We start from the raw sequence: 24195 nt of genomic DNA on the forward strand, positions 1-24195 counted from the left end.
CCCCCCCCCCCCCCCCCCCCCCCCCCCCCCCCCCCCCCCCCCCCCCCCCCCCCCCCCCCCCCCCCCCCCCCCCCCCCCCCCCCCCCCCCCGCGGCACGGACGGGGAGCGGATCAGGCCGAGCGCGCGGCGGACACGGGCCCGCCCGCCACCACCGGGTCCGCAGCCAGCCGGGACTCCTGCTCGGACGGCGGTGCGGGGCGGCGGCGCTTGGGCGGGAAGACCTCCGCGGGCGTCGGCACCGGGCGGCCCGGCCGCGGGGTGCCGCGCCCCGGCTCCTCGCGTTTCGGCCCCTCGCGGTCGCCGCGGTCCGGCGCGGCGGGCTTCTTGCGCGGCTCGCGCTCGGGCTCGTCGGCGCCCTCCGCGGCGCCGCCCGGCAGGGCGCGCAGCCTCGTCGCCGACGGTCGGGGGCGCGGCCGCAGCACGGTCACCGAACGCTCCGCGAGCCGGGCCCGCACGCCCCGTTCGGCGACCCGCTCACAGTGGCCCAGCAGGGCCCGGCGACGTGCGGCCTCACCGCCGCCTCCGGCGGCCGCCGCGCAGAGCGTGCGCAGCGCGGCCAGGTCCTCCGGGAGCGGCTCGTAACCGGCCGCCAGGGCACCCTGGAGCTGCTCCAGGTATCCGGCGGCGGCGCCGGGGAGGGCGGCACGGTAGCGGGCGAGCTCGTCGAGCAGGAACGCTCGCAGCCGCCCGCCCTCGCGGACCGCTTCGTCCACGGCCTCGGCGAGGCGCAGACAGTCCTGGACCTCCTCAGCCCGGTCCGGGCCGAGGGGTCCGGGAGTGGGGGTGACGGGATGGGGTTGGAGGGCGATGGCGAGGGCGCGTCGGAGCACACGCAGCTCATCCGCGCTGAACGCCATTCCGCCGCGGGATCCGTATGGCGTGGGCATGGGGCGACTTTAAGTGCTAAGCGGACAAATTTCGCGAAGCGCAGGAACGTGCGGCGCGTTGCGGTCCGGTGCCCTGCCCCGGGTGGTCGGCGCCGCAGGTGGGAGAGGGTGCGGCGGAGGGGCGCGGAGCGGCGCCGGATCCGGCGCGGGGCGGCGCGCGGGACCGGGGAACGGGTCCCCCCATGGGCCGCGGGAGACCCGCCGGGGCACCTCGCGCCGGGCCGTTCCACGGGTTCCGCTTGTCAATACGGAATTCGAAGAGTTGTGTTTCCGCCGCCGTCGCCCGGCAGATGGCCGAGAGGCATCGAAGCCCTCCGGGGAATTCGCCGGAGGGGGGCCGCTCCGGGCCGGAATTCGGAATGACTCCGAGTTCGCAGGTGGTGACGGTGACGGGCTATTCCACCGGCCGCCGCCCCCGGACCGGAGCCGGGGGGCGACGCCCGTTTACCGCTCAGCTCCGGGAGACGTTGCGTTCGTAGACCAGCCGGAGGCCGATCAGAGTCAGCCAGGGCTCGTGCTCGTCGATGACCGAGGACTCGCCGAGCACCATGGGGGCGAGCCCGCCGGTGGCGATGACGGTCACCTCCTCCGGGTCCTCCGCCAGCTCCCGCGCCATCCGCCGGACGATCCCGTCGACCTGGCCCGCGAAGCCGTAGAGGATGCCGGACTGCATCGCCTCGACCGTGTTCTTCCCGATCACGCTGCGCGGCCGGGCCAGCTCGATCTTGCGCAGCTGGGCGCCGCGCACCCCGAGCGCCTCGACCGAGATCTCGATACCGGGCGCGATCACGCCGCCCACGTACTCACCGCGCGAGCTGACCGCGTCGAAGGTGGTCGCGGTGCCGAAGTCGACCACCACGCAGGGGCCTTCGTACAGCTCGACGGCGGCCAGCGCGTTGATGATCCGGTCGGCGCCGACCTCCTTGGGGTTGTCCATCAGGATCGGCACACCGGTCTTCACCCCCGGTTCGACCAGGACGGACGGCACGTCGCCGTAGTAACGGCGGGTGACCTCGCGCAGTTCATGCAGGACCGAGGGGACGGTGGAGCAGATCGAGATCCCCTCGATGCCGTCGCCCAGCTCCTCGCCGAGCAGCGGGTGCATCCCCATCAGCCCCTGGAGCAGCACGGCCAGTTCATCGGCGGTGCGGCGGGCATCGGTGGAGATCCGCCAGTGCTCGACGATCTCTTCACCGTCGAACAGCCCCAGGACGGTGTGGGTGTTCCCCACGTCGATGGTCAGCAGCATGGGTCAGTTCCCCTCGGCCCCGCGCAGGTCCAGGCCGATGTCCAGGATCGGGGACGAGTGGGTGAGCGCGCCGACCGCCAGGTAGTCCACACCGGTCTCGGCGTACGTACGGGCGTTGGCGAGCGTCAGCCGGCCGGAGGACTCCAGGGCGGCGCGGCCCGCGACCAGCTCGACGGCCTGACGGGTCTGCTCCGGGGTGAAGTTGTCGAGCAGGATCAGATCCGCGCCCGCCTCCAGGACCGGCGGGATCTGGTCGAGGGTGTCCACCTCCACCTCGATCGGCAGCTCCGGGAACCGGGCGCGCACCGCGGTGAACGCCTCCGCCACCCCGCCCGCCGCGACCACGTGGTTGTCCTTGACCAGCGCCGCGTCCGACAGCGACATCCGGTGGTTGACCCCGCCGCCGCAGCGCACCGCGTACTTCTCCAGCGCGCGCAGCCCCGGGGTGGTCTTGCGGGTGTCCCGCACCTTCGCCTTCGTGCCCTCCAGGGCGTCCGCCCAGGCGCGGGTCGCGGTGGCGACACCGGACAGCCGGCACAGCAGGTTGAGTGCGCTGCGCTCGGCGGTGAGCAGGTCCCGGGTGCGGGTGCGGACGCTCAGCAGCTTCTGCCCGGCCTCGACCCGGTCGCCGTCCTCGACGTGCCGCTCGACATCGAACGCGTCGATGCAGACGACCGAGAGGATCGCCTCGGCGATCCGCAGCCCCGCGACGGTGCCCGCCTCCCGGGCGGTGAAGTCACCGGTGGCGTAGGCGTCCTCGGTGATGGTGGCGACCGTCGTGACGTCCACGCCGTGGTCGAGGTCCTCCTCGATCGCCATATGCGCGATGTCCTCGACCTGGACCGGGTCCAGTCCGGCCAGCGTCAGCAGCGCGGCGAGATCGGGGTCGAGGCCGCACTCGTAGGTGCCGTCGCCCTCGGCGGTGGCGGTGGCGGTGTCGCAGCCGCACGCGTCACCGCAGCCGCCGCCCGCCCCCTCGTCGGCGAGGCCGGCCGGGAGCAGCGGCAGGGCCACGGGCAGTCGGAGGTCGTCGGGGGTGCTGCTCACGGCTGGGACTCCGTATCGGTTCGAGGGGCGGGTGGGGCGGTCGCGGAGCGGACGGTCGGGGGGAACGAGGCGGAGTCCGTGGTCCGGACGTCGAGGGAGCCACCGGGCCGCAGGGTGACCAGGAGGTGGCGGCGCCAGTCCGCGTCGTCCCGCTCGGGGCGGTCCTCGCGCCAGTGGCAGCCGCGGGTCTCCTCCCGGCGCAGCGCGGCGGCGACCAGCACCCGGGCGACCAGCAGGAGGTTGGTGGCCTCCCAGGTCTCGACGGCGGGCTCGGCCGTCTTGCCGTCACGCCGCAGCTCGTCCGCGGCCTCGTCGCGGACCCGGTCCAACCGCTCGGCGGCGCGGGCCAGGCTCTCGGCGGAGCGGAGCACCCCGGCTCCGGTGGTCATGATCCGCTGGATCGCGTACCGGGCCTCGGAGGCCAGCAGCGGCGAGGTGGTGTCCGCGGCGGGCAGCACGGAGGTGTGCGGTCCGGACACCTCCGGTCCGGGCGGCGCGGCCAGTGCGGCGGTGATGTCCTCGGCGATGCGCTCGGCGAAGACCAGGCCCTCCAGCAGGGAGTTGGAGGCCAGCCGGTTGGCACCGTGCACCCCGGTGCAGGCGACCTCACCGCAGGCGTAGAGCCCTTCGACCGAGGTGCGCCCGCGCACATCGGTGCGGACGCCGCCGCTCGCGTAGTGCGCGGCCGGGGCGACCGGGACGGGCTCGGTCACCGGGTCGATGCCATGCGCCCGGCAGGCGGCGAGGATGGTCGGGAAGCGCTGCTCCCACATCCGCGCGCCGAAGTGCCGGGCGTCCAGGTACATATGCTCGGCGCCCTGTTCGAGCATGCGCTGCGTGATGCCCTTGGCCACGATGTCGCGCGGAGCCAGCTCGGCCAGTTCATGCTGACCGATCATGAAGCGCACCCCGTCGGCGTCGACGATGTGCGCGCCCTCGCCGCGCACCGCCTCGGAGACCAGCGGCTGCTGGCCCTCGGCCTCCGGGCCCAGCCACAGCACCGTGGGGTGGAACTGCACGAACTCCAGGTCGGAGATCTCCGCCCCGGCCCGCAGCGCGAGCGCCACACCGTCGCCGGTGGACACCGCGGGGTTGGTGGTGGCGGAGAAGACCTGGCCCATACCGCCGGTCGCGAGGACGACCGCGGCCGCGCGCACCGCGCCCACCCCGTCCCGCTGGCCCTCGCCCATGACGTGCAGGGTGACGCCCGAGGCGCGGCCGTGCGCGTCCTTCAGCAGATCCAGCACCAAGGCGTTCTCGACGGTGTCGATCCCGGCCGCGCGCACCGCTTCGACCAGGGCGCGGGAGATCTCGGCGCCGGTGGCGTCACCGCCCGCGTGGGCGATCCGGCGGCGGTGGTGGCCGCCCTCACGGGCCAGCAGGATCTCGCCGGTGTCCTCGTCGGCGTCGAAGCGGGCGCCGCTGGCGATCAGCCGGCGCACCGCGTCCGGGCCCTCGGTGACCAGCGTCCGGACCGCCTGCTCATCGCAGAGCCCGGCGCCCGCGACGAGGGTGTCGTCCAGATGCTGCTCGGGGGTGTCGCCCTCGCCGAACGCGGCGGCTATGCCGCCCTGCGCCCAGCGGGTGGAACCGTCGTCCAGCCGGGCCTTGGTGACCACGGTGACCTTCGCCCCGGCGGCGGCGCAGCGCAGCGCGACGGTCAGCCCCGCGACCCCGGAGCCGACCACGACCACATCGGCCTCGGTGGCCCAGCCGGGGGCGGGGGCGCGCAGCGCGCCGACGGACGCCGGGGCGGGCGTCCCGGGGGTCCTTCCTATGGCGCCGGCCGTCATCGGGTGCTCCACAGGGCCGCGGGGGCTCCGCTCGGGCGGGCACCGAACGGGCGGGCACCGGGCGGAAGGGACGTCGGGCACTTCATCAGGCTTGCCTCGCAGGGTCGCTTCGGTACGCATCCCCCGAGCCGCCGCCTCACCGGGAGGCTCCGAACCACAGGCGGATGTTGTCGATCAGACGGGTGGTGCCGACCTTGGCGGCGACGGCCAGGACCGCTTCGCCACTGTGGTCGTCGGGGGCCTCGGAGAAGTCCACCGGGTCGATGAGCCCGACGTAGTCGAGCACGAGGGGCGGTTCGCGGCGGCTCGCCTCGTCGAGCACCGCGCGGGCCGCGGCCCGCACCGCGGCGGGCGAGGCGACCGCCGCCGGCCCGTCGGGCACGCCCGGGCGGCCGGCGGGGGTGCCGGGCGGCGCCTCGGCGTCCGCGCCGCGCCCGGCCGCCGACAGGCCCGCGTCCCGTCCGGCGAACAGCGCCCGGGACAGCGCCAGCGCGGTGCCCCGCTCGTCCCGCGCGAGGTAGCGGTTGCGGCTGGAGAGGGCGAGGCCGTCGTCCTCCCGGACGGTCGGCACACCGACCACCTCGACCGGGAAGTTCAGGTCGTCCACCATCCGCCGGATCAGCGCGAGCTGCTGGGCGTCCTTCTCGCCGAAGAACGCCACGTCCGGGCGGGTGAGGTGGAGCAGCTTGGCGACGACGGTCAGCATCCCGTCGAAGTGGCCGGGGCGGGAGGCGCCCTCGTACCGCTCGCCCAGGGGTCCGGCGGCCAGCCGGATCAGCGGCTCACCGCCCGGATACACATCCTCCGGGCGCGGGGCGAAGACGATGTCGGCGCCCGCGGCGGCCGCGACCTCCAGATCGGCGTCGAGGGTGCGCGGATAGCGGTCCAGGTCCTCGCCCGCCCCGAACTGCAGCGGATTCACGAAGACGGTGACGGTCACCAGGCCCTTGGCGCCGACCCGGGCGCGGGCGGCACGGATCAGCGAGGCGTGCCCCTCGTGCAGCGCGCCCATGGTCATCACCACGGCGGCCCGCCCCGCCACGGCGAAGTGGGCGAACGCCACGTCGAAGTCGGCACGGCGGGTGTACAGCTCGACATCCGGCTCACCGGGTCCGGCCTTGGTCCACAGCTTCGGGCTCATGCTCCTGTCCCTCCCCGGCCGGGCCCCGGTGCGTCCGAGACGTCCGACAGAACGCCCAGCAGGTCCTCCGCCAGCTCCGGCTTCAGCAGTCCGTGGGCGAGCGCGCGGTCCGCCGTCGTACGGGCCATCGCCAGATAACCGGCGACCGCCTGCGGGGCGTGCCGCCGCAGCTCGGCGACATGGGCCGCGACCGTGCCCGCGTCACCGCGCGCGACCGGGCCGGTGAGCGCGGCGTCACCGCTGCGCAGGGTGTTGTCCAGGGCGGCGCCGAGCAGCGGGCCGAGCATCCGGTCCGGGGCGCCGACCCCCGCCCCGCGCAGCAGCTCCATGGCCTGGGCGACCAGGGTGGTGAGGTGGTTGGCCCCGATGGCCAGCGCCGCGTGGTAGAGCGGGCGGGCCTCCTCCTCGATCCACTCGGGCTCACCGCCCATCTCGATCACCAGCGCCTCGGCCGCGAGCCGCAGCTCCTCGGGCGCGGTGACGCCGAAGGAGCAGCCCGCGAGGCGCTGGACGTCCACCGAGGTGCCGGTGAAGGTCATCACCGGGTGCAGCGCGAGCGGCAGCGCACCGGCCCGCAGGGCGGGGTCCAGCACCCCGACGCCGTACCGCCCCGAGGTGTGCACCAGCAGCTGGCCGGGGCGCACCGCGCCGGTCTCGGCCAGCCCGGCGACCAGCTCGGGCAGGGCGTCGTCGGGGACGGTGAGCAGCACCAGCTCGGCCCGCGCCAGCACCTCGGCGGGCGGGACGACGGGGACCCCGGGAAGCAGCTCGGCGGCCCGGCGCACGGAGGTGTCGGAGACCGCGGAGGCGGCCACGGGACGGTGCCCGGCCAGGTGCAGCGAGGCGGCGAGGGCCGGACCGACACGGCCCGCGCCGACGACCCCTACGGTGAGCCTCGCGGGGCGGTCCTGCGGCTCGGGAAGTGGATGTGCGTTCACGCGACAGCGGCCTTCCGTTCCAGTCCTCAGGGGGTACCGGACGTTTCCCCGCCATGCTACGCGAGTGCCCCGGGGAGGCCCGGCCCTGTCCCCAGCCCTGTGGAAAACGTATGGTCCGGCCCGCTCGGCGTACGTCATCATCGGCCCATGGCGGACAGCGGCGGTACGGACGACCCGGTCAGCGCGGAGGACGGCCCCGGCGGGGACGGCCCGGACGGGGCCGGGCAGCGGGCCGCGCGGGACCGCAGGCTCGCGGCCTGGCGCGGCTCCGAGCGGACCCTCGCCCGCGGGGCGGTGCAGGGCCGGATCGGGGAGCGGCTGGCCCGGCTGGCGGCCGCGCCCCCGGCCGGATACGACCCGGAGGCCGGGGTGGACCTGTACGGCGACGGCGTCGTGGAGGAGCTGGAACGGCGGGTCGCCGGACTGCTCGGCACCGAGTCCGCGGCGTTCTTCCCCACCGGCACCATGGCCCAGCAGATCGCGCTGCGCTGCTGGGCGGGGCGCACCGGCAACCCCCTGGTGGCGCTGCATCCGCTGGCCCATCTGGAGAGGCACGAACGGGACGCCTACCGGACGGTGAGCGGACTGCGCTCGGTCCACACCACGGACCGGCCGCGGCTGCCCACCGCGGAGGAGATCCGCGACCTCGACGAGCCCTTCGGCACCCTCGCCCTCGAACTGCCGCTGCGCGACGCGGGCTTCGTACTGCCCCGGTGGGACGAGCTGGTGGCGGTGGTGGAGGCCGCCCGGGAGCGGGACGCGGTGGTCCATTTCGACGGGGCCAGGCTGTGGGAGTCCACCGTCCACTTCGGCCGCTCCCTGCCGGAGATCGCGGCCCTGGCGGACTCGGTGTACGTGTCCTTCTACAAGTCGCTGGAGGGCCTCTCGGGGGCCGCGCTGGCCGGGCCGGAGAGCCTGGTCGCGGAGGCGAAGGCATGGCGGCACCGATACGGCGGCACGCTGTTCCAGCAGTGGCCCGCCGCGCTCAGTGCGCTGGCCGGGCTGGACCGCGAACTGCCCCGGCTGCCGTCGTACGTGGCGCGGGCGCGGATCGTGGCGGGGGCGCTGCGGGAAGCGTTCGCGGCGGCCGGTGTGGGGTGGTCGCGGGTCCACCCCGAGGTGCCGCACACGCACCAGTTCCAGGTGTGGCTGCCGTATCCGGCGCGGACGCTGGACGAGGCGGGGGTGCGGCTGGCCGAGGAGACCCGGACCACGCTGTTCCACCGCTGGCACGAGTCGGGGCCGCCCGGACTCGCCGTGACGGAGGTGACGGTGGCCTCACCCGCACTGGACTGGACGGCCGACGACGTCACGGCCGCGGCCGCCGCCTTCCTGGCCCGGGTCCGCGAGATCGCCGCCGCGGACGGCTGAGCCACCGCGGCGCAGCAGCCCGGCCAGCCGTGCCCGGATGCCCGCCGACCGCCGCGCGTCGGGCCGGGCCGCGCGGTACTCGCGCAGTTCGCGCAGGGTGCGCCAGTCCTCACGGCCCGGCGCGGGCGGGGCCGGTTCACCGCGCCGGGCGGCCCGGTAGAGATCGAGTGCGTACTGCTGGGTGATGGTCATGACCCGAGACTCCGCCCGGCCGGGGCGCCCGGTCACGTCGATTGACCATCGCCGTCAATCGTGGCCGTGACCAGCCGGAACTCCCGCACCATGGGGCCATGGCCAACGTCATCGACATCGCCGGACTGCCGCCCGAGCGCATCGTCTTCAGCCCGTCCCCGCTCGCCGAGCTGGGCGCCGCGCTCCATGTGCTCTCCGAACCCGGCCACCACCCGGGGCTGCACGGCTGGGCCACCGCGACGGCGTCGGGGCTGAAGCCGGATCTCGCGGACCGGCTCCACGAAGCGGACTTCCTGTGGCGTTCGGCCCGTTGCGACCTGCTGCTCCCGGCCCGCCCCGGGGCCACGCTCACCGAGGAACTGGACGCGCTGGACCGGGTCGACGACGCGACGTTCATGACGGCGGCCTTCGAGATCAGCTGCTCCGCCTCGTACACCCGGTGCAGGACCTCCCCGCTGGTCGACGCGGACGCGCGGGCCCGGGTCCGGGAGATGGCGGCGGCCCGCGGTCCCCGTCAGGCGGCGTTCACGGACCGGATGCTGGACGACCCGGACGGGCTGCGGGTGTGGCTGCGGCGGCTGCTGGAGGACTGTGAGCAGGCCTTCTTCGCCGACACCTGGCAGCGGACGCGGTTCCAACTGGCCGCCGACGCCCGCCACAAGGCGGAGCTGCTCCAGCGCAAGGGGCTCGCGGAGGCACTGACCGCGGCGTCCGCCGCGCTGTCACTGTCCGAGGGCGGCGACCGCATCCTGGTGGACAAACTGGCCGCGGGACGGGCGACGGCCTCGGGCCACGGCCTCACCCTGATCCCGACCGCCTTCGGCTGGCCGCATCTGCTCGTGGTGCACGCGCCCGGCTGGCGGCCGGTGATCCAGTACCCGGTCGCCGTGCCCGAACTCCCGGCGCCCGCCGCCCTGGAGCTCGTCCAGCACCGGCTGGAGGCGCTGTCCCACCCGATGCGGATGCGGCTGTGCCGCACCCTGGCCCGCGGTCCGCACACCACCGGTGAACTGTCCGAGGCGTACGGCATCACGCCCCCGGAGGTCTCCCGCCACATCACCGTCCTCAAGAAGGCGGGCCTCCTCACCACCCGCCGCCGCGGCCGCTACGTCCTCCACCAGCTGGACCTGACGGCGGTGGCCCGCCTGGGCACGGATTTCCTGGAGACGGTCCTGCGCTGAGGCCCGCCGGTGACCCCGGCGGGAACCCCCCGCGCCCCGGACACAGCCCGGCAGCCCGGACGCACGGCGCACGCCGGGCCGCCACCGCGGGCACAGGGCCCCGGCGCGACGCAGCCGCCACCGGCGCGCGAGGCGCCGGGGCGAGGGGTTTGCCCGCCCGGCCGGCGCCCCGGTGGCTTTCCGGTCCGGGGTCAGTCGCCCGCTACGCGGAGGAGGAGCTTGCCGGTGGTGGTACGGGTTTCGATCAGGCGGTGGGCCTCGGCCGCTTCGGCGAGGGGGAACTCGGCCGTGACGGGGAGTTCGACCGCGCCCTCGGCGACCGGCCGGAAGGACCGTTCGGCCAGCGGGCGCAGGGCCCGCGGGTTCTCCGCGGCGAGGTTGATGATGGAGAAGCCGGAGACCGTACGGGCGCCCGGGTACAGCTCGCCCGGACCGGCCTGCCAGGGCTCCTCACCGCTCGCGTTGCCGAACGAGACGAGGCGCCCGAAGACGGCGAGTGAGTCCAGGGTGCGGCGGAGGGTCCCGCCGCCGACCGGGTCGAGCGCGAGGTCCACCCCGCGCCCGCCGGTGGCCGCGCGGAGCTCCTCGGGGAAGCCGTCGCCGACGAACACCTCGTCGTAGCCGTACTTCAGCGCCTCCTCGGCCTTCTCCGGGCGGGAGACCACTCCGTAGATCCTCCCGGCCCCGGCCAGCCGGGCCATCTGTCCGGCCACCGTGCCGACGCCGCCCGCCGCGCCCTGGACGAGCACGGTCTCGCCCTCGCGGAACCGCCCCACCTCGTGCAGCAGGGCCTGGACGGTGGGCAGCACGGTCGGAAGGGTGGCCGCGGTGCGCAGCGGGACACCGTCGGGCACGGGGAAGACGGTCTCCGCGGGCACGGCCACGACCTCGGCGTACGCCCCCGCCGTCATGAACGCGGTGACCTCCTGGCCGACCCGCAGCCCGGTGACGCCCTCCCCCAGCGCGCGGATCCGGCCGGATGCCTCCAGACCCGGGGTGAACGGGAAGCCGGAGACGCGGTAGCCGACGGAACGGGCCTTGAGGTCCGCGAAGTTGACGCCCGCGTAGGCGACGTCGAGGGTCACCTCGCCGGGCGCGGGCACGGGCTCCGCCACCTCGGTCAGGCGCAGGACCTCGGGCCCGCCCAGCTCCTCCAGAACCACCGCACGCATGCCGGACTCCTCCGCCTAGACTGTTCAATCAATAGCGAACAGCCAGGAGTGTACGCATCTCATCGAACACTCGGCAAGGGCGGCTCGCGGCAGACTGCAGACCGGCACTACGGCGGAGGAGAGCGATGAGCCAGCGGAGCCACCGGGCCGCGCCCGAGCACACCCACCCCGACGACGTCCCCGTACAGACGGCCCTGGCGGCGCTCGCCGATCCGGTGCGGATCCAGCTGGTCCGCGAACTGGCCGGGGCGGCCGACTGGGAGCGCACCTGCGGCACCTTCGACGTCCCGGTGGGCAAGGCGGCGCTCAGCCACCACTTCTCCGTGCTGCGCGCCGCCGGGCTGATCGAGCAGCGCGACGCGGGCCCCAAGCGGGTCAACCGGCTGCGGCGGCCGGAGTTCGACGAGCGCTTCCCCGGCCTGCTGGACCTGGTACTGCGCGACGCCGGGGACGCGGGGGACGACCGGCGGCCGGGGGCCTGAGCCCACAGGGCCGCCGCCCCCTCAGGCTCGTCAGGCGCGCGGACCGCCCGCCCGGATCAGCCCCGACTCGTACGCCATCACCACCACCTGCACCCGGTCGCGCAGCTCCAGCTTGGTCAGGATCCGGCCGACGTGTGTCTTCACGGTGGCCTCGGACAGCACCAGCCGCGCCGCGATCTCCCCGTTCGACAGCCCCTGCGCGACCAGCATCATCACCTCGCGCTCGCGCTCGGTCAGCCGCCCCAGCTCCGGCCGCGCCGCACCGCCCGCCCCGGCGACACCGCCCCCGGTCCCCGCGCCCGGCAGCATCGGCGCGAAGCGGTCCAGCAGCCGCCGGGTGGTGCTGGGCGCCACGACCGCGTCACCGCTGTGCACCGCGCGGATCGCCGCGAGCAGTTCGCCCGGCGGCACATCCTTGAGCATGAAGCCCCCGGCCCCCGCCTTGAGCGCCGAGAACGCGTACTCGTCGAGGTCGAAGGTGGTCAGGATGAGCACCTTCGGGGCGTCCGCGCGCTCGCATATCCGCCGGGTCGCCTCCACCCCGTCCAGCTTCGGCATCCGGACGTCCATCAGGACTACGTCCACCTCGGTGGAACGCAGTGCCTCCAGGGCCTCCACCCCGTCGCCCGCCTCGGCCACGACCTCCATGTCCGGCTGGGCCGCGAGCACCATCCGGAAGCCGGTGCGCAGCAGCACTTGGTCATCGACGAGCATGACGCGGATCGACATCCGGTCGGTCCTTCCCTCGGGCCTGTGACGCGGCACCGGAAGTGGTCCCGCACGGGCGAATCTATGCCGATATGTGGTCAGCCGGTCGGCTTCAGCGGCAGCAGGGCGCTGACCCGGAAGCCCCCGCCCGGCCGCGGCCCCGCGTCGAGCGTGCCGCCCACCATGCCGACCCGCTCCCGCATCCCGATCAGCCCGTGTCCCCGGCCGTCGGCCCCGCCGTCCTCGTACATCTCGCGGCGCGAACCCCGTCCGTCGTCCTCGACCAGCAGTCCGAGCCCGTCGTCGAAGTAGGTGATGCGCACGCTCGCGCCGACGTCAGGACCGCCGTGCTTACGGGTGTTGGTCAACGCCTCCTGCACGATGCGGTACGCGGTCAGCTCCACCCCGCTGGGCAGCTGGCGCGGGCTGCCGACGACCTTGAAGTCCACCGGCAGCCCGGCCCCGCGCACCTGCTCCACCAGCTCGTCGATCTGCTCCACGTCCGGCTGCGGCACATAGTCGCTCTCCTCGCCCGGCTCCCCGGTGCGCAGCACCCCCAGCAGCCGCCGCATCTCGGCGAGCGCCTGGCGGCCGGTGCCCGAGATCGTCTCCAGCGCCTGCCGGGCCTGCTCGGGCGAGGCGTCCATGACGTACGCGGCGCCGTCCGCCTGGACCACCATCACCGACACGTTGTGCGCGACGACATCGTGCAGCTCCCGGGCGATCCTGGCCCGCTCGGCGGCCACCGCCACCTTCGCCTGCGCCTCCCGCTCCTTCTCCAGCCGGGCCGCGCGCTCCTCCAGCTGCGCCCAGTAGGCACGGCGGGTGCGCATGGAGTCGCCGAGCACCCAGGCGAGGACGAACGGAATGGTGACGAAGATCGCCGAGACAAGCGCCTGCCAGCCGCTCTCGTTCTCGTTGGGCCACCGCAGGCTCGCCAGGGCCGTCGCACTGAACGCCCCGGCGAGGGCGAACCGGGAGTAGCCGCGCGAGGCGTTGGCCGCCGCGGTGTAGACGATCATCAGCAGGGCGATATCGGCCGGGTTCGGCTTGATGTCCAGCGCGAGCTGGACGAGCCCGCACGCGGTGGCCAGCACCAGCATCTTCTCGGGGGCACGGCGGCGCAGCGCCATGGTCGTGCACAGGGCCAGGATCACCGGCACCGCGGCGATCCGCGGCTCGGTCCCCAGGGACGCCTCCGCGTACCAGAGCATGCCGACGCCGAAGAGGAGGACGGCCCAGAAGGTGTCCACCCCAGTCGGGTGACGGCGGAGAAAATCGTAGAGGCGCTGCACGTCACCCAGCGTAGGCACGCTGGATACCCTGATGGGTCAGTCCGACGGGCGATCCGTGCCGCCGGCTCCTACTCCGGAAGGTGGACACCGCTCCGTTCCGGGGTCCGTCTAGCGTTGCGGTGTGGCGAACGACATGCGGGAATGGCACGGCTGGCGCACCGCGGCCGAACAGGCGCTTTACGGTCCGGAAGGCTTCTTCCGGCGTGCGGAAGGACCGGCCGGGCACTTCCGCACCTCCGTACATGCCTCGCCCCTGTACGCGACGGCCGTCGCGGAGCTGCTGGGCCGGGTGGACGAGGCCCTGGGGCGGCCGGGGGAGCTGACACTGGTGGACCTGGGCGCGGGCCGCGGTGAGCTGCTGACCGCGGTCCTCGCCCTGGCGCCCGGGATGCCGCACGGACGGGCGGCGCGGCTGCGGCTGTGCGCGGTGGAGCGCGCGGCACGGCCCGCCGGGCTCGACGGCCGGATCGAGTGGCACGACACCCCGCCGGACGGGGTGACGGGGCTGCTCTTCGCCAATGAGTGGCTGGACAACGTGCCGGTGGACATCGCCGAGACCGACGCGGCCGGGGTGGTGCGCCGGGTCGAGGTCAGCACGGTGGACGGCACCGAACGGCTCGGTCCCCCGGTGACCGGCGCCGACGCCGGCTGGCTGGCCCGCTGGTGGCCCCTGGACGGCGCGGAACCGGGCAGCCGCGCCGAGCTCGGCCCTCCGCGCGACGCGGCGTGGGCCGGGGCGGTGGCCTCCCTGCGGGCGGGGCTCGCCGTCGCCGTCGACTACGCCCACGAGCGCGCCGCCCGTCCGCCCTTCGGCACGCTCACCGGCTTCCGCGAGGGCCGTGAGGTGCGGCCCGTCCCCGACGGCTCGTGCGACCTCACCACCCATGTGGCGCTGGACGCGTGCGCCGCCGCCACGGGCGGGGAGCCGCCCCCGCGGCTGCTGTCGCAGCGGGAGGCGCTGCGCGCCCTGGGCGTCGACGGCGGCCGCCCCCCGCTCGCCCTGGCGTCCACGGACCCGGCGGCGTACGTGCGGGCGCTGAGCGCGGCGGGCGAGGCGGCCGAGCTGACCGATCCGGCCGGTCTCGGCGGCTTCGGCTGGCTGCTCCAGCCGGTGGGCCCCGCCTGCGCGGGCCCCGGCGGCCCGCTGTGACCCGGAGCCCGGCACGGGCGGGGCGGACCAGGGGCGGAGCCCCGGCGGGCCGTCCGGGGCGAGCTGACAGACTGGTGCCATGACGGAGACGACAGTCGGCATCGGCGGCGCCGCGGAGAGCACCGACATGGTGCTCAACATCGGCCCGCAGCACCCCTCCACCCATGGCGTGCTGCGGCTGCGACTCGTCCTGGACGGGGAGCGGATCCAGCACGCCGAGCCGGTGATCGGCTATATGCACCGCGGCGCGGAGAAGCTCTTCGAGGCGCGTGACTACCGCCAGATCATCATGCTCGCCAACCGTCACGACTGGCTCTCCGCCTTCTCCAACGAGCTGGGCGTCGTCCTCGCCGTGGAGCGGATGCTCGGCATGGAGGTCCCCGAGCGCGCGGTGTGGACCCGCACCCTGCTCGCCGAGCTGAACCGGGTCCTCAACCATCTGATGTTCCTCGGCTCCTATCCGCTGGAGCTGGGCGGGATCACCCCGATCTTCCACGCGTTCCGGGAGCGCGAGGACCTCCAGCACGTCATGGAGGAGATCTCCGGCGGCCGGATGCACTACATGTTCAACCGGGTCGGCGGCCTCAAGGAGGACCTCCCGGCGGGCTGGCTCGGCCGGGCCCGCCAGGCCGTCGCCGAGGTGCGTTCGCGGATGGACGTCTACGACCGGCTGGTGCTCGGGAACGAGATCTTCCGGGGCCGCACCCGCGGGGTCGGCACCCTGGCCCGGGAGACGGTCCACGCCTACGGGGTCAGCGGACCGATCGCGCGCGGTTCGGGCGTCGACTTCGATCTGCGGCGCGACGAGCCGTACCTGGCCTACGGGGAGCTCCAGGACACCCTCAGGGTCGTGGTGCGCGAGGAGGGCGACTGCCTCGCCCGCTTCGAATGCCTGCTGGACCAGACCCACAACGCGCTCGAGCTGGCCGACGTCTGTCTGGACCGGCTGGCCGAGCTGCCGCCGGGACCGATCAACCAGCGGCTGCCCAAGGTGCTCAAGGCGCCCGAGGGCCACACCTACGCCTGGACCGAGAACCCGCTCGGCATCAACGGCTACTACCTCGTCTCCAAGGGCGAGAAGACGCCGTACCGGCTCAAGCTGCGCTCGGCCTCGTTCAACAACATCCAGGCACTGACGGAGCTTCTGCCGGACACGCTGGTGGCCGACATGGTGGCGATCCTGGGCTCGATGTTCTTCGTCGTCGGCGACATCGACAAGTGATCGGCCGGTAACGGACCGGCGGGAGCCGGGAGAAGCGGCGCGGCCGCCGCGCGGGGCGACCGCCGCTCCTCATGGATCACTACGGATCACGGGACGGCTCACGAGATCGCGCTGCGCAGCTCCGCGATCTCGATCTGCTCGGTCTCGTCGTGCGCGGTCAGGTCGATGACCTCGCCCGCGGCGTCCTTCTCCGACTCGGCCATCGTCTCCGCGCCGATCACATCGGCGAGGTCCTCCTCGGCCGCCGCGTCGGCGGCGGCCTCGGCTGACGCGGAACCGGAGTCCTCGGACCGCTGCTTCTTCGGGTGCTTCTTCTGGGTGCCGAAGTAGTCGAAGCCGGATTCGGTACGGGCCGCGGCCCGGCGGGCGGCGGCGTAGGGCACCACTGCCGAGGCGACCGTACGGGCGTGGCTGCGCGGCTCCGGCGGGCCGTCGCGCTCGTCGGCCGCCGGGGACTTCCCCGGCGCGGCGGCACCGTCCTGGTCGCGGTCCCCGCCGCGGTCGTCCCGGCCGTCCCCGGACGCCTCGGGCTCCGTGACATCGGCGGCGGCCCGGCGCTCGCGGTCCTCCCGCTGCCGCCGCGCGTTGGGCAGGAGCCTGCTCAGTGCCTCATCGGCCGCGGCGTACGCCTCGGCGGTGGGTGCGGAGGCGGCGGGCGGCTCATCGGCCGCGGCCGTCCCCGCGTCGGCGGACTCGGCCCCGGGCTCCTGGGCCCCGGACCGGGCGGACGGTCCCGCCTCCAGCCCGCGCGGCGGGGTCGCGGCCTCCAGGGCGAGCCGGCGACGGCCCTCCAGGGCACTGGCGCGCTCGGTCTCGGCCGTGGCGTAACGGCGCAGCAGTTCGGCGTGCTCATTGCGCAGCCGGGCCAGTTCGGCCCGCTTGGACCGCAACTTGGCGTTGAGCGCGGCGCGGAGCTCGGCCGACTTCTCGGCCTCGGCCTCGAGGTCCGCGATCCGCTCCTCGTACCTCAGCTCCTGGCGTGCGGTCTCGCTCGCGGCCTCCGCGACCCGGCGGCCGGCCGCGCGGTCCCAGCGGCGCATCAGCACCGCCCCGACGACCGCCGCGGCCGCCGCGGTCGCGACGAGCCCACGGATGACGACCGTATCGCCGACCAGCCAGGCACCGCCGGCGCAGGTTATTGACGCACCGGCGACCGACAGCGGAGTGAGGAGCCTGTGCAACGGTGGGGATTGGCGGTGGCGTCCACGTGGCATGGCCCGAAACTTACCTTGCGGAGGGGTCGCTTGGGTGCCCGCCGGGCCAGATCCGTTGTCAATCCGTTGACAAAAAGGGCCGGGCCGCCGGACGTGCCCGCTATCGGGCAGCGGCGCCCCGGCAGTAGCCCTACTTCACCAGCCCCTTGTCCTCGAGGTACGTCTCGGCGACCTCGGCCGGCTTGAGCCGCTCGGCGTCGACCTTCTTGTTGAGCCGGGTGAGATCGGCCGTCGTCAGTACACCGCTCAACTTGTTGAGCGCGTCGGCGATCTTCTTCGATCCCGCGGACTTCGCATTCACCACCGGCAGCACGTTGTCGGCGTTCTGGAGTTTCTTGTCGTCCTTCAGCAGGACCAGACCGAACTGGTCGAGGGTGGCGTCCGTGGTGGTGGTCAGGAGCATCTGGTCCTTGCCGTCCTTGACCGCCTGCTTGGCCTGAACGCTGCCGATGTCCAGCGGGTCGATCCCGGTGACGTCGATGCCGTAGGTCTTCTCCAGACCCGGCTGGCAGAACGGCCGCTTGGGGCATTCGTCACCCGCCGCCAACTGCACCTTCTGCTTGGACTTCCCCAGGTCGGAGAGGGTCTTGAGCTGGTGCTCCTTCGCGAAGTCCGCGGTGACCGCGAACGCGTTCTGGTCCACCGCCTTGCCGGGCTCGAGCACCTTCAGCCCGCGCGCCCCGGCCAGCTTCGTCAGCGCCGCGACGGTCTCGTCCACGTCCGAGGAGGCCACCGGCTTCGCATTCGGGCCGTTCTTCTTCTGGTTGAGGAATTCGGCGAGTGTCGCCGCGTACTCCGGCACCACGTCCATCTGGCCCTTCTCCAGGGCCGGTTCGTAGAGCTCTCTGGTGTCGACCGTCTTGATGCTGGTGGAATACCCCGCGTCCTCCAGAAGACCCGCGTACAACTCGGCGAGGATCTTCGATTCGGCGAACGAGGCGGTGCCGATCACCAGGGAGCCCTTGCCCGGTTTCCCGGAGCTGTCACCGCCCCCGGACTTCTCCAGGCTGTCGCCGCCGCAGGCGCTCAGCCCCGCCGCCAGCGCGATGACACCCGCCGCGGCTCCCGCCACCCGATAGATCTTGCTCATGGGTTCCCCATCCATAGATTTCCGGACGTTCTCCGTCGTGGGACGCCATTGACCCACCACAGCTGCTATGGCACTCCGCCGGGCCGTCAGCGCGTCTTGAGCACCGGTGACTTCGGAGCCTGGTCGGCGGGCGGACGGTAGGTCGACGGAGACCGCCGCCCGGTCCTGCGCCGCATCGGGTCGAACGCCAGCCCCAGCAGTACGAACGCCCCCTCGACCAGCAGCGCGAGCCCCGCGACCAGCACCGCCCCGGCCACCACCTGCGGAGTGTCGGTGAGCCGGAAACCGGCCGTGATGATCCGGCCGAGACCGCCGCCGCCCGGCAGCGCCGCCAGCGTCGCGGTGGCCACGACCTGCACCGCCGCGGTCCGTACCCCCGTCATGATCAGCGGGAAGGCGAGCGGCAGCTCGACCCTGCGGATCAACTGGCCGCCGGTCATCCCCATCCCCCGGGCGGCCTCGACGATCTCCCGGTCCGCCTCGCTCACCCCCACATAGGCGTTGGTGAGCACCGGCGGGATGGCGAACAGCACCAGCGCGATGATCGTGGGCCACTGGCCGTGCGAACCCAGCGGGCTGAGCAGGAGCAGCACCAGCACCGCGAAGGTGGGCACGGCCCGGCCCGCGTTGGAGATGTTGACCGCGATCGCCCCGCCCTTGCCGAGGTGCCCGAGCAGCACCGCGACGGGCAGCGCGACGGCACAGGCGATCGCCAGACAGACGAACGTCAGGTACAGATGCTGGCTCAGCCGGTGCCACACCCCGTCGGTGCCCGACCAGTGCGATCCGGTGGCCAGCCAGGTCCACGCCTCGCCCACGACGCCCATCAGGCGGCCCTCCTCCTCTTGCGCGCCCAGGGCGTCAGCAGCCGCTGGACGCCGAGCAGGGCCACATCCGCCACGACCGCCAGCGCCACGCAGAGCACCGAGGCGGTGAGCACCTGTGCCTTGAAGAAGCTGCGCATCCCCTCGTAGATGAGGTTGCCGAGGCCGCCGTAGCCGATGATCGCGCCGACCGTGGTCAGCGAGACCGTGGAGACGGTGGTGATCCTCAGCCCCGCCATCACCGCGGGCAGCGCGAGCGGCAGCTCCACGCCGAACAGCAGCCGCAGCGGCCCGTACCCCATCCCGCGGGCCGCCTCACGGGCCTCCTCGGGCACCGAGGCGAGCCCGGCCATGATGTTGCGCACCAGGATGGTCAGCGAGTAGAGCACCAGCCCGGTGATCACCACCGCGACGGACACCCCGAACACGGGCAGCAGCAGCGAGAACATCGCCAGCGACGGCACCGTGTAGAGGATCGTGGTCATCCCCAGCACCGGCCCCGCCACCACCCGCCAGCGGCGGGCCAGCAGCGCGAGCGGAAAGGCGACCAGCAGTCCGATCGCGACCGACGCGAGGGTGATCCAGACGTGCTGGAGCGTCGCGTCCGTCAGCTCCTGACTGCGTGTGCGCACATACTCGCCGCATATCCACTCGTTGCTGATCAGACAGTTCCGGTCCGCCATACGCTCACCTCCCCCGTCGGGCCGCAGCCACCTGGTCGTCACAATTCCTGGTGACCCTAACCCCGGGAGATGACAATCTCGTCCGATCGCCACACAACAGCAACAATGTCTGCCACGAATGCGGCAACAATGGGGAGCCATGATCCGTTTCGAGCATGTCACCAAACGCTACGCCGACGGCACGACGGCCGTGGACGACCTGTCCTTCGAGGTCGCGGAGGGCGAGCTGGTCACGCTCGTCGGACCCTCGGGCTGCGGCAAGACCACCACCATGAAAATGGTCAACCGGCTGATCGAACCGACCTCGGGCCGGATCCTGGTGGAGGACGGGGACATCGCCAAGGCGGATCCGGTCCAGCTCCGTCGCCGTATCGGCTATGTCATTCAGCAGATCGGTCTGTTTCCGCATAAGACCGTACTGGAGAACACCGCAACCGTTCCCCATCTGCTGGGCTGGCAGCGCAAGAAGGGCCGTGACCGCGCCGCCGAACTGCTCGACCTCGTCGGGCTCGACCCCTCGGTCTACGGCGACCGCTACCCGGACCAGCTCTCCGGCGGCCAGCGGCAGCGGGTCGGGGTGGCCCGGGCGCTGGCCGCGGATCCGCCGGTGCTGCTCATGGACGAACCGTTCGGCGCGGTCGACCCGGTCGTCCGCGAACACCTCCAGACCGAGTTCCTGCGACTCCAGTCACAGGTGCGCAAGACCGTGCTGTTCGTGACCCATGACATCGAGGAGGCGGTCCGGCTCGGCGACCGGATCGCGGTCTACGGCTCGGGGCGGATCGAGCAGTTCGACACCCCGGCCTCGGTGCTGGGCGCGCCCGCCACCCCGTACGTCGCCGACTTCGTCGGGGCGGACCGCGGGCTGAAGCGGCTCTCGGTCACCCCCATCGAACCCGGCGACCTGGAACAGCCCCCGGTGGTCCACCTCGACGACCCGCTGCCCAAGGCCGCCGCCCGGATGGCGGCGGACCGGGCGCGCTGGGCCGTGGTGCTGGACGACGCCGACCGGCTGCACGGCTGGATCCGGGCGGACGCGGTCGACGGCACCGAGGGCGCCGTCCGGGACCACGCCCGCCGCATGGAGGCGTGGCTCCCGGTGGGAGCGCCGCTGAAGCAGGCGTTCAGCCAGATGCTCCAGCACGACGCGGGCTGGGTCGCCGTCCTGGACGGCGACCGCTTCCTCGGTGTCCTCACCCCGGCCCGGCTCCATGAGGCGCTGCGCCGCTCGATCGACGCCGACGCGGGCGGGATCGCCCGGGGCGACGTGGCCCTCGAGACGGTGGCCGACGTCTGAGCGCGAGCGCCGGGCACGGCCGGCTCAGCGGGCGCTGAGCCGGCCGCCCATCCACTCCAGGGCGGCCGGGACCTCGCGCCGCCAGGTGTTGAAGTTGTGGCCGCCGGTCTCCAGGATCATCGACGAGATCCGGATCGGCTCCCCGTTCCGGTTCAGCGCCTTCGCCTTGTTCACGAACCGCATCGTCTCCCGGTAGTTCTTCTCACCGCGCTCACTGCTGGAGACCAGCAGCGACACCGGCGGCGCGGGCTTGTGGTCCAGCCGCCACAGCAGGTCGTTCTCACGCTCCAGCCGTGCGCTGCCGCCGAACAGATCGCCCGTGGTGGCGTCGATCGGCGCCTTGTACAGCGGTGAGAGTCCCGCGGCGACCGAGAACGACCCGGGGTGACGCATCGCCATCTTCAACGCGCAGTAGCCCCCGGTGGAATTGCCGATGACCCCCCAGTTACGGGCCTTTCGGCCCACCCGGTAGTGCTCGGCCACCGCCTTCGGCAGATCCTTGGTGAAGAACGTCTCGGTCTGCGGACCGTCGGGAACGTCCACGCACTCGGTGTCCCGGGGCGGTGCCACGGTAGGCCGCATCATCACCAGGACGGTCGGCTGCATCCGCCCGTCCCTGGCCAACCGATGTGCGGTCTGGGGGTACTTCAGACCTTTGATCAGCGCCTCGGTGGTCCCCGGGTAGCCGGTCAGCACCAGCGCCGCGGGGAACTTCCGTCCGGCGTAGCGCGGTTGGAAGTACTCCGGCGGCAGATAGACGTACGCCCGGCTGGCGATCCGTGAGACCGGCCCCTGGATGTTCACCTTCTCGATACGCCCGGCGACCTTCGGCGACGAACTCCCGTCCACCGGCACCTGTCGGGTCTCGGTGACCCGTACCCGGTTGCCGGAGGCATCGTGGTTCACCACCACACCCGGTTCGTCCTCTTTGCCGAACAGATCCGCCCAGGAACCGTAGAAGCCGAAGGACTGGTTGGCGAACAGTCCGAATGCCGCGAACACCGTGAGCTGCGTCGCCAGCAGCATGCCGACCCGGCCGAGCACGGCGGTCACCCCGCGCCCGGCCAGCCGTGGCCACAGCCATATCGTGGTCGCGAACAGCAGCACCGCGGCCACCACAGCCGTGATCACGATGTTGTCGCTGGTGAGACCCATCACTATCTTCCTGCAGGGCGGCCGGCTCCCCCGCGCCGCCGGGGGCGCCTCCCAGCGGTGGCTGGGGGCGGAACCCCGCCGCCTCGAACTGCATCTTGAAAGATGCAAATCGTGCAGATGCTGCGTCAGAGAACCAAATCACCTGACCGAAGCGACGGGAATGCAAATGTCTGACAGTCAAGATGCCGAAACGTCCGGAGGGGTTGCGTGCCGGATACGGCGGGTGCTCCGCGGACCGAGGCCCGAGGCGGTCCCGACCGTCGTCGGGACCGCGTGCGGGCTGATCGGGCTGCTGGACATCGTCTTCCCACGCCTGCGCTACACCCGGATGCACGCCCTCGCCGAGGTGCTGCCGGGGGCGGTCAGCTCCCTGGCCGCCGCCGCGTCCATGGTGGTCGGCCTGCTCCTGCTGATGCTGGCGCACGGGCTGAAACGGCGTAAGCGCCGGGCCTGGGTCGCGGCCGTGGCCCTGCTGCCCATCGGGGCCACCGCCCAGCTGCTCTACCGTCACTCCATCTGCGGCACCGTTCTCTCGCTCGCCCTGATGGGCGTACTCCTGCGCCACCGCAAGGAGTTCGCGGCACTGCCCGATCCGCGCAGCCGCTGGCGGGCGCTGACCAACTTCGTACTCATGGGCGGGGTCAGCGTCGGTCTCGGACTGCTCATCGTCCGGTCGCACCCGGACGCGGTCGTGGGCGAGCCGTCCCTCGGGGAGCAGCTGGAGCACGTGCTGTGGGGGTTGTTCGGCTTCGAGGGGCCGATCGACTACCAGCAGGGCGCCGACTACACCGTCGGCTACTCCCTCGGCGCCCTCGGTCTGCTGACCGTCGCTACCACCGCCTATCTGGCCTTCCGCCCCGAGCACCCGACCGCCCGGCTGACCGACGAGGACGAGGAGCGGCTGCGGTCCCTGCTCGCCACCCACGGCGGCCGTGACTCCCTCGGCCACTTCGCGCTCCGCCGCGACAAGGGCGTGGTCTTCTCCCCCAGCGGCAAGGCCGCCGTCTGCTACCGCGTCGTCTCCGGTGTGATGCTGGCCAGCGGTGACCCGGTCGGCGACGTCGAGGCGTGGCCCGGGGCCATCGCCCGCTTCATGGAGGAGGCCCGCGCGCACTCCTGGACCCCGGCCGTCATGGGGTGCAGTGAGACCGGCGGCGAGGTGTGGACCCGGGAGACCGGACTGGACGCCCTGGAGCTCGGTGACGAGGCCATCGTCGACGTGGCCGACTTCACCCTCTCCGGCCGCGCCATGCGCAACGTCCGCCAGATGGTCAAGCGCATCGAACGGGCCGGCTACGAGACCCGGGTGCGCCGCGCCCGCGATCTGGAACCGGAGGAGCTGGAGACCATCCGCCGCGCCGCCGCGGACTGGCGCGGCACCGACACCGAACGCGGCTTCTCCATGGCCCTGGGCCGGATCGGCGACCCGGCCGACGGCGACGCGGTCATCGCCACCGCCCACAAGGCCGCCGACGAGGGCGCCGAGGACGGTCCGTACGGGGACCTCAAGGCCGTGCTGCACTTCGTGCCCTGGGGCCCGGACGGAATGTCGCTGGAGCTCATGCGCCGTGACCGCGCCGCCGACCCGGGGATGAACGAACTGCTGATCGTCGCCTCCCTCCAGGCCGCCCCGCGGCTGGGCGTCAAACGCGTCTCGCTGAACTTCGCGATGTTCCGCTCGGCGCTCGCGCGCGGCGAGAAGCTGGGCGCGGGTCCGGTGCTGCGCGGCTGGCGCGGACTGCTGGTGTTCCTCTCCCGCTGGTTCCAGATCGAGTCGCTGTACAAGTTCAACGCCAAGTTCCAGCCGCGCTGGGAGCCGCGTTTCGTGGTCTTCCGCAACACCCGCGACCTGCCCCGTATCGGGTTCGCCGCGATGCAGGCCGAGGGGTTCGTCTCACTGGCGCTCCCCCGGCTGCTGCGCCGCACCCGGGGCCCCGAGCCCCGGCCCTGCGCCCACGGGCAGGGCGCCCGCGGCCGGGAACTGGAGCGGGTGGCCTGAACTCATCCATGGCTCCCCGGGCGGGGATTTCGCCCGGGGAATCCCTGGATGCCCGGTTCGCCCGCGTCCCCCGTCCGCCCTCCAGGGCCGTCTAGCCTGGGGTC

General features: G+C 73.4%; 22 protein-coding genes. 7 read left to right on the forward strand and 15 right to left on the reverse strand.

Annotated features, from left to right (window positions below):
* Nucleotides 1-111: 111 nt before the first annotated feature.
* The 6 genes from AC07FT_RS29605 to AC07FT_RS29630 all read right to left on the reverse strand — a co-directional run bounded on the left by AC07FT_RS29605 (nucleotide 112) and on the right by AC07FT_RS29630 (nucleotide 7056).
* On the reverse strand, nucleotides 112-888 hold the full coding sequence (locus AC07FT_RS29605) for a hypothetical protein (protein WP_479179013.1): 777 nt from the start codon (nucleotides 886-888) through the stop codon (nucleotides 112-114).
* Between the two features lie 451 nt (nucleotides 889-1339).
* Nucleotides 1340-2137, reverse strand: a complete 798-nt coding sequence (locus tag AC07FT_RS29610; RefSeq protein ID WP_479179014.1) for a type III pantothenate kinase — start codon at nucleotides 2135-2137, stop codon at nucleotides 1340-1342.
* 3 nt (nucleotides 2138-2140) lie between these two features.
* Nucleotides 2141-3184 (reverse strand): carboxylating nicotinate-nucleotide diphosphorylase, encoded by a 1044-nt coding sequence (gene nadC, locus AC07FT_RS29615; RefSeq protein ID WP_471191116.1) that lies wholly within the window; start codon nucleotides 3182-3184, stop codon nucleotides 2141-2143.
* Nucleotides 3181-4977, reverse strand: coding sequence for an L-aspartate oxidase (locus AC07FT_RS29620; protein WP_479179015.1), 1797 nt, complete (start codon nucleotides 4975-4977; stop codon nucleotides 3181-3183). The genes nadC and AC07FT_RS29620 overlap by 4 nt, the downstream gene beginning before the upstream one ends.
* 136 nt (nucleotides 4978-5113) lie before the next feature.
* Nucleotides 5114-6118: a pantoate--beta-alanine ligase gene (gene panC / locus AC07FT_RS29625; RefSeq protein WP_479179017.1), complete on the reverse strand. Its 1005-nt coding sequence runs from the start codon at nucleotides 6116-6118 to the stop codon at nucleotides 5114-5116.
* Nucleotides 6115-7056, reverse strand: coding sequence for a Rossmann-like and DUF2520 domain-containing protein (locus tag AC07FT_RS29630; RefSeq protein ID WP_479179019.1), 942 nt, complete (start codon nucleotides 7054-7056; stop codon nucleotides 6115-6117). Before AC07FT_RS29630 ends, panC begins: the two co-directional genes overlap by 4 nt.
* 147 nt (nucleotides 7057-7203) lie before the next feature.
* On the opposite strand from AC07FT_RS29630, the gene AC07FT_RS29635 reads away from it, so the two are divergent.
* Complete coding sequence (locus AC07FT_RS29635; RefSeq protein WP_479179021.1) at nucleotides 7204-8427, forward strand: threonine aldolase family protein; 1224 nt, start codon at nucleotides 7204-7206, stop codon at nucleotides 8425-8427.
* Here AC07FT_RS29635 and AC07FT_RS29640 read toward each other — a convergent pair.
* Nucleotides 8335-8619, reverse strand: a complete 285-nt coding sequence (locus AC07FT_RS29640) for a hypothetical protein (protein WP_479179022.1) — start codon at nucleotides 8617-8619, stop codon at nucleotides 8335-8337. The two genes, AC07FT_RS29635 and AC07FT_RS29640, sit on opposite strands and share 93 nt — an antisense overlap.
* Before the next feature lie 98 nt (nucleotides 8620-8717).
* Here AC07FT_RS29640 and AC07FT_RS29645 point away from each other — a divergent pair, with 98 nt between their 5' ends.
* Nucleotides 8718-9800, forward strand: coding sequence for a DUF5937 family protein (locus tag AC07FT_RS29645; protein WP_471191133.1), 1083 nt, complete (start codon nucleotides 8718-8720; stop codon nucleotides 9798-9800).
* A 191-nt stretch (nucleotides 9801-9991) separates the two neighbouring features.
* On the opposite strand, the gene AC07FT_RS29650 is transcribed toward AC07FT_RS29645, so the two are convergent.
* A complete protein-coding gene (locus AC07FT_RS29650; RefSeq protein WP_479179023.1) occupies nucleotides 9992-10972 on the reverse strand; it encodes a quinone oxidoreductase family protein in 981 nt (326 codons plus the stop codon).
* Between the two features lie 125 nt (nucleotides 10973-11097).
* Here AC07FT_RS29650 and AC07FT_RS29655 point away from each other — a divergent pair, with 125 nt between their 5' ends.
* Complete coding sequence (locus AC07FT_RS29655) at nucleotides 11098-11454, forward strand: ArsR/SmtB family transcription factor (RefSeq protein ID WP_471191139.1); 357 nt, start codon at nucleotides 11098-11100, stop codon at nucleotides 11452-11454.
* A gap of 30 nt (nucleotides 11455-11484) precedes the next feature.
* Here AC07FT_RS29655 and AC07FT_RS29660 read toward each other — a convergent pair whose 3' ends face one another.
* The gene (locus AC07FT_RS29660; RefSeq protein WP_432013727.1) at nucleotides 11485-12183 is read right to left on the reverse strand and encodes a response regulator transcription factor; all 699 of its coding nucleotides are present in this window, start codon (nucleotides 12181-12183) and stop codon (nucleotides 11485-11487) included.
* A 77-nt stretch (nucleotides 12184-12260) separates the two neighbouring features.
* Nucleotides 12261-13457, reverse strand: a complete 1197-nt coding sequence (locus AC07FT_RS29665) for a sensor histidine kinase (protein ID WP_471191143.1) — start codon at nucleotides 13455-13457, stop codon at nucleotides 12261-12263.
* Nucleotides 13458-13590: 133 nt separating this feature from the next.
* On the opposite strand from AC07FT_RS29665, the gene AC07FT_RS29670 reads away from it, so the two are divergent.
* Nucleotides 13591-14607, forward strand: coding sequence for an SAM-dependent methyltransferase (locus tag AC07FT_RS29670; RefSeq protein WP_432035735.1), 1017 nt, complete (start codon nucleotides 13591-13593; stop codon nucleotides 14605-14607).
* A 79-nt stretch (nucleotides 14608-14686) separates the two neighbouring features.
* Complete coding sequence (locus tag AC07FT_RS29675; protein ID WP_479179024.1) at nucleotides 14687-15829, forward strand: NADH-quinone oxidoreductase subunit D; 1143 nt, start codon at nucleotides 14687-14689, stop codon at nucleotides 15827-15829.
* A gap of 98 nt (nucleotides 15830-15927) precedes the next feature.
* Here the strand turns inward: AC07FT_RS29675 and AC07FT_RS29680 are convergent, their stop codons facing one another.
* The 4 genes from AC07FT_RS29680 to AC07FT_RS29695 all read right to left on the reverse strand — a co-directional run bounded on the left by AC07FT_RS29680 (nucleotide 15928) and on the right by AC07FT_RS29695 (nucleotide 19640).
* Complete coding sequence (locus AC07FT_RS29680) at nucleotides 15928-17043, reverse strand: hypothetical protein (RefSeq protein ID WP_479179025.1); 1116 nt, start codon at nucleotides 17041-17043, stop codon at nucleotides 15928-15930.
* A gap of 130 nt (nucleotides 17044-17173) precedes the next feature.
* Entirely contained in the window at nucleotides 17174-18133 is a 960-nt protein-coding gene (locus tag AC07FT_RS29685; RefSeq protein WP_479179026.1) for an ABC transporter substrate-binding protein, read from the reverse strand.
* A gap of 86 nt (nucleotides 18134-18219) precedes the next feature.
* The gene (locus tag AC07FT_RS29690) at nucleotides 18220-18960 is read right to left on the reverse strand and encodes an ABC transporter permease (protein WP_479179028.1); all 741 of its coding nucleotides are present in this window, start codon (nucleotides 18958-18960) and stop codon (nucleotides 18220-18222) included.
* Entirely contained in the window at nucleotides 18960-19640 is a 681-nt protein-coding gene (locus AC07FT_RS29695) for an ABC transporter permease (protein ID WP_362436332.1), read from the reverse strand. Before AC07FT_RS29695 ends, AC07FT_RS29690 begins: the two co-directional genes overlap by 1 nt.
* 139 nt (nucleotides 19641-19779) lie before the next feature.
* Here AC07FT_RS29695 and AC07FT_RS29700 point away from each other — a divergent pair, with 139 nt between their 5' ends.
* Nucleotides 19780-20937 (forward strand): ABC transporter ATP-binding protein, encoded by a 1158-nt coding sequence (locus tag AC07FT_RS29700; RefSeq protein ID WP_479179029.1) that lies wholly within the window; start codon nucleotides 19780-19782, stop codon nucleotides 20935-20937.
* A gap of 24 nt (nucleotides 20938-20961) precedes the next feature.
* Here the strand turns inward: AC07FT_RS29700 and AC07FT_RS29705 are convergent, their stop codons facing one another.
* Entirely contained in the window at nucleotides 20962-22092 is a 1131-nt protein-coding gene (locus tag AC07FT_RS29705; RefSeq protein ID WP_479179031.1) for an alpha/beta hydrolase, read from the reverse strand.
* A gap of 166 nt (nucleotides 22093-22258) precedes the next feature.
* On the opposite strand from AC07FT_RS29705, the gene AC07FT_RS29710 reads away from it, so the two are divergent.
* Entirely contained in the window at nucleotides 22259-24091 is a 1833-nt protein-coding gene (locus tag AC07FT_RS29710; RefSeq protein ID WP_479179033.1) for a phosphatidylglycerol lysyltransferase domain-containing protein, read from the forward strand.
* The last annotated feature ends 104 nt before the right edge of the window (nucleotides 24092-24195 follow it).

The sequence above is a fragment of the Streptomyces sp. NPDC045899 genome, assembly GCF_056431485.1.